This is a genomic window from Mycobacterium sp. TH-M11 (assembly GCF_057473725.1).
Genome location: NZ_JBYCLD010000411.1, coordinates 1 through 4,059, shown reverse-complemented (window position 1 = coordinate 4,059; position 4,059 = coordinate 1). Strand labels below are relative to the sequence as shown.

General features: G+C 67.2%; 4 protein-coding genes. All 4 read right to left on the bottom strand.

All coding sequences use genetic code 11. The features are described 5' to 3' along the window. A partial coding sequence (locus AC2VOG_RS16245) for an acyl-CoA carboxylase subunit beta (protein ID WP_486940897.1) occupies window positions 1-1,226 on the bottom strand: 1,226 nt, incomplete at its 3' end. Between the two features lie 61 nt (window positions 1,227-1,287). Then, window positions 1,288-2,556, bottom strand: a complete 1,269-nt coding sequence (gene kasB / locus AC2VOG_RS16240; RefSeq protein ID WP_486940896.1) for a 3-oxoacyl-ACP synthase KasB — start codon at window positions 2,554-2,556, stop codon at window positions 1,288-1,290. A gap of 35 nt (window positions 2,557-2,591) precedes the next feature. After that, a complete protein-coding gene (gene kasA / locus AC2VOG_RS16235; RefSeq protein WP_046188313.1) occupies window positions 2,592-3,845 on the bottom strand; it encodes a 3-oxoacyl-ACP synthase KasA in 1,254 nt (417 codons plus the stop codon). A 2-nt stretch (window positions 3,846-3,847) separates the two neighbouring features. After that, window positions 3,848-4,059: acyl carrier protein (locus AC2VOG_RS16230; RefSeq protein WP_486940895.1), on the bottom strand; the 212-nt coding region annotated here is incomplete at its 5' end.

Below are 4,059 nucleotides of genomic sequence, written 5' to 3'. Positions count from 1 at the left end.
GCGGCGGCCAGCTTCTTCTTGTGCAGGATGCCGACCGCGGCCTTGGCGCCCATCACCGCGACCTCGGCGTCCGGCCAGGCGAACACCCTGGTGGCGCCCAACGACCGCGAGTTCATCGCGATGTAGGCCCCACCGTAAGTCTTGCGGGTCACCAGCGTGACGCGGGGGACGGTGGCCTCACCGAACGCGTGCAGCAGCTTGGCGCCGCGGCGCACCACGCCACCCCATTCCTGGCCTACACCCGGCAGGTAGCCCGGCACGTCGACGATCACGATCAGCGGAATCCCGAAGGCGTCGCACAGCCGCACGAAACGTGCCGCCTTCTCGGCGCTCTCGGAGTTCAGGCAGCCGCCCAGCCGCAGCGGGTTGTTGGCCAGCACGCCGACGGTGCGACCCGACAACCGGCCCAGCCCGACCACCATCGACGGCGCCCATTTGGCCTGGAACTCATCGAACGGAGCGTCGGCATCGAGCAGGCCGTTCACCAGCGGGTGCACGTCGTAGGCGCGCCGCGCCGACTCCGGCAGCAGCGCGTGCAGGTCGATCTCGCCCGCCTCGGCCTTGTTGCGGTCGAAATGGCCCTGCTGGCAGAACAACCCGACCAGACGGCGGCCCCGCTCGTAGGCGTCGAGCTCGTCGTCGGCGACGATGTGGCACACGCCGGACTTCTTGTGGTGGGTGTCGGGGCCGCCCAGCGCGGCCATGTCGACGTCCTCGCCGGTGACGCTGCGCACCACGTCGGGGCCGGTGACGAACACCCGGCCCTCCGGTGCCATCACGATGACGTCGGTCAGGGCCGGCCCGTAGGCGGCGCCGCCGGCGGCGAAACCGACCACCACCGAGATCTGCGGGACAAATCCGGAAGCCCGGATCATGGCTTCGAAGACCCGTCCGACCGCGTGCAGGGCTCGCACGCCCTCAGCCAGCCGGGCACCGCCCGAGTGCCACAGGCCCACGATCGGGCTCTGCTCGGCGATCGCGGTGTCGTAGGCGTTGACGATGTGGTCGCAGCCCTCGATGCCCATGGCGCCGCCCATCACGGTGCCGTCGGTGCAGAACGCGATGGTGCGCACTCCGTTGACGGTGCCGCCCGCGGCCAGCACGCCGGAACGGTCGCGCTCGTGCAGCAATTCCACGGTGCCGTCGTCGAAGAAGGTCGACAGGCGCAGCAGGGGATCGCGCGGGTCGAGCGATTCGCCCACCGTCTCGGGAGCCATAGTCGTCATCGCGCCTCTCCTTGGGTCTGATTCTTGATCGCGGGTCTCGCTTCTGGTCCGTTTATGGCCTTCAGTACCGACCGAAGACGATTGCGACGTTGTGCCCGCCGAACCCGAATGAGTTGTTGATCGCGTACTCGTAGTTGCCCGGGCGCGGTTCGCCTGCGACCACATCCAGGTCGATCTCGGGGTCGAGGTTCTCCATGTTGCGCGTCGGTGGGATGACCTGTTCACGCAGGGCCATCACCGTCAGGATGGATTCGACCGCGCCGACCGCACCGACCGAGTGGCCGAGTGCCGCCTTGGGCGCGTACACCGCGGCGTTGCCGCCGTGCGGACCCAAAGCCAGGTTGATGGCGTGGCCTTCTGCCACGTCACCCACCGTGGTTCCGGTGGCGTGCGCATTGACGTGGCTGATGTCGCCGGGTGTCAGGTCGGCCATCTGGATCGCCCGTGTCATCGCCCGACCCGCGCTTTGACCGTCGGGGTCCGGCGCGACGATGTGGTAGCCGTCCGAGGTGATCGAGGCACCCATGATCCGGGCGAGGATGTTGGCGCCGCGCGCCTTGGCGTGCTCCTCGGTCTCGATCACCATCAGTGCGGCGCCCTCGCCGAACACGAACCCGTTGCGGTCACGGTCGAAGGGGCGGCAGGCGCCCTCCGGGTCGTCATTGCTGGTGGACAGCACGATGCGCATCTGGGCGAATCCCGCGATCGGCACTGCTTCGATCCGGGTTTCCACACCGCCGCAGATCGCTATGTCGGCTTCGCCGAGAACAATCTGCTGCCAGGCGTGGGCGATGCCCTCGGAGCCGGATGCACAGGCCGAGATCGGGGTGATCACCCCGGCTTTGGCCTGACGGTCCAGTCCGACCGCAGCGGCCGCTCCGTTGGGCATGTACTTCTGCACGACCAATGGCGAGACCGCCCTCAGGCCGCGTTCGCGCATGCCGTCGTAGGCCCAGACGAGCTCCTCACTGGAGCCCATCCCGGTGCCGACCGACACCATGAGGCGCCGGGTGTCGACTTCGGGTGAGCCGGCGTGCTCCCAGGCACGCCGGCTCAGCACCAAAGCCAACTTCTGCAAGTAGGAAAGCCGACGCAGCTCCGTCCGGTTCAGCCCCTCGTCGAACATCTCCGGGGTCTCGACGAGGTGCCCGCCGATACGAACCGGCAGGTCATACTCCTCGACGAATGAATCGGTCAGCCTGCGAATGCCGCTTTGGCCGTCCAGCAGCTTCTTCCAGGTGTTCTCCCCATCCGCTGCCAAAGCCGTCGTCATGGCGTAGCCGGTGACGACGACGTTGGGGAGACCCTTTCCCGTTGCCAGCGTTGACATGGCTGTTGCGAACTTCCCTCTCTCGCGTTCCGGTGTCAGTACCGCCCAAAGGCGAGCGCGACGTTGTGCCCACCGAACCCGAATGAATTGTTAATCGCGTACTTGTAGTCACCGTAACGGGGCTCGCCCGCCACGACGTCCAAATCGATCTCGGGATCGGGTGTCTCGTAGTTCAGCGTCGGCGGGATGACCCCGTCACGCAACGAGAGCACCGTCAGCACCGACTCCAGCGCCCCGACCGCCCCAATGGAGTGGCCCAGCGCCGACTTGGGTGCGTACACCGCGGCGTGCTGGCAACCGGCTTCCCGGATCGCGTTCGCCTCGGCCGTGTCACCGATCGGAGTAGCCGTTCCGTGCGCGTTGATGTGGTCGACGTCCTTAGCGGACAGGCCCGCCAACTCCAACGACCGGGTCATCGCACGGCCGGCCCGCTTGCCGTCGGGACCGGGAGCCACCATGTGGAAGGCGTCGGAGGTGATACCGGCGCCCATCAACCGGGCCAGCGGCTTAGCGCCGCGCGCCTTGGCGTGCTCTTCGGTCTCGATGATCATCAGCGCGCCGGCCTCACCGAATACGAAGCCGTCCCGGTCCTTGTCGAACGGCCGCGACGCACCCTCGGGGTCGTCGTTGCGGGTCGACATGGCCCGCATCATCGAGAAGGTAGCGATCGGAAGGGCCTCGATGCCGCCTTCGACACCGCCGCAGACCGCGAAGTCCGCGTCGCCCATGACGATCTGACGCCACGCGTGCGCAATCGCCTCCGAACCCGACGAACAAGCCGACACCGGGGTGATGACCCCGGCGCGAGCGCCGAGCTGCAGACCGACCACTGCGGCCGCACCGTTGGGCATGATCATCTGAACGGCCAGCGGCGACACCTTGCGGGGGCCACCCTCGTTCATCAGGTCATAGGTTTCGACAATCTTCTCGCCGCCACCCAGTCCGGTGCCGACGACGACCGTGAAACGGTCCGGGTCGACCTCGGGCGATCCGGCGTTCTCCCACAACCGCCCGGCGAGCAGTTTGGCCATCCGCTGGACGTACGACATCCGTCGCAGGTCCAGCCGGCCCATGTGGTCGTCCACCGGGTCCTTGAGGTGTCCGCCGATCTTGACCGGCAGATCCCACTTGGAGACGAACTCGTCCTCAAGCACATGGATGCCGCTCTCGCCGGCGAGCAAGCCCTTCCACGTGCTCTCGATGTCCGCGCCGATTGAAGTGGTGGCCTCAACGGCGGTTACCACCACATTCGGGTAACCGCCGTTGGCCGTAGAAGGCTGAGAGGACACGATTAGCTCTCGGAACCGAACTTCTCGCGCAGCGCGGCGGCGGCCTCGGGGTTCTCGGCCTCGAGCTTCTGGATGTAGCCGACCACGTCGCCGACGGTGCGCAGACCCGCGAGGTCTTCGTCGGGGATCTTCACGCCGTACTTGTCCTCGGTCTGCACGGCGATCTCGACCATCGACAGCGAGTCGATGTCCAGGTCGTCGACGAACGACTTCT

Excerpts from the sequence above, each read along its gene's own strand:
- kasB (WP_486940896.1), bottom strand. The coding sequence starts at position 2,556 with ATGTCAACGCTGGCAACGGGAAAGGGTCTCCCCAACGTCGTCGTCACC.